General features: G+C 37.5%; 1 pseudogene. It reads right to left on the reverse strand.

Annotated features, from left to right (window positions below):
* A pseudogene (locus tag C8269_RS10730) lies at window positions 1–1,171 on the reverse strand (InlB B-repeat-containing protein); the annotation flags it as partial.

Here is a 1,171-nt window from a genome sequence, read left to right on the forward strand (position 1 = left end):
GTTACTTTTGCATCTGCTGGTAGATCTTTGTTTGCTTCTTTAACTGCTTTTTCTACTGCGGCTTTTTCTTCGTCTGTTAACTTAGATGGGTCTTTTACTTCAGTCTTTTCTGGAGCGTTTAGTGGTGCTTTAACTGTCTTATCTGGTGTTAATTTACCAATTTCTTTGCCATCTTTATCTGTTACAGTTACTGTTCCGTCATCGCCTACAGTTACTTTCGCATCTGCTGGTAGATCTTTGTTTGCTTCTTTAACTGCTTTTTCTACTGCGGCTTTTTCTTCGTCTGTTAACTTAGATGGGTCTTTTACTTCAGTCTTTTCTGGAGCGTTTAGTGGTGTTTTAACTGTCTTATCTGGTGTTAATTTACCAATTTCTTTGCCATCTTTATCTGTTACAGTTACTGAGCCGTCATCTCCTACAGTTACTTTTGCATCTGCTGGTAGATCTGGATTTGATTTCTTAACTGCATCTTCAACAGCTTTCTTTTCTTCGTCTGTTAACTTAGATGGGTCTTTTACTTCAGTCTTTTCTGGAGCGTTTAGTGGTGTTTTAACTGTCTTATCTGGTGTTAATTTACCAATTTCTTTGCCATCTTTATCTGTTACAGTTACTGAGCCGTCATCTCCTACAGTTACTTTTGCATCTGCTGGTAGATCTTTGTTTGCTTCTTTAACTGCTTTTTCTACTGCGGCTTTTTCTTCGTATGTTAACTTAGATGGGTCTTTTACTTCAGTCTTTTCTGGAGCGTTTAGTGGTGTTTTAACTGTCTTATCTGGTGTTAATTTACCAATTTCTTTGCCATCTTTATCTGTTACTGTTACTGTTCCATCGTCTGCTACAGTTACTTTTGCATCTGCTGGTAGATCTGGATTTGATTTCTTAACTGCATCTTCAACAGCTTTCTTTTCTTCGTCTGTTAACTTAGATGGGTCTTTTACTTCAGTCTTTTCTGGAGCGTTTAGTGGTGCTTTAACTGTCTTATCTGGTGTTAATTTACCAATTTCTTTGCCATCTTTATCTGTTACAGTTACTGTTCCGTCATCGCCTACAGTTACTTTTGCATCTGCTGGTAGATCTGGATTTGATTTCTTAACTGCATCTTCAACAGCTTTCTTTTCTTCGTCTGTTAACTTAGATGGGTCTTTTACTTCAGTCTTTTCTGGAGCGTTTA

Origin of the sequence: Anaerococcus sp. Marseille-P3915 (assembly GCF_900258475.1) — a bacterium.
GTDB lineage: Bacteria > Bacillota > Clostridia > Tissierellales > Peptoniphilaceae > Anaerococcus > Anaerococcus kampingae.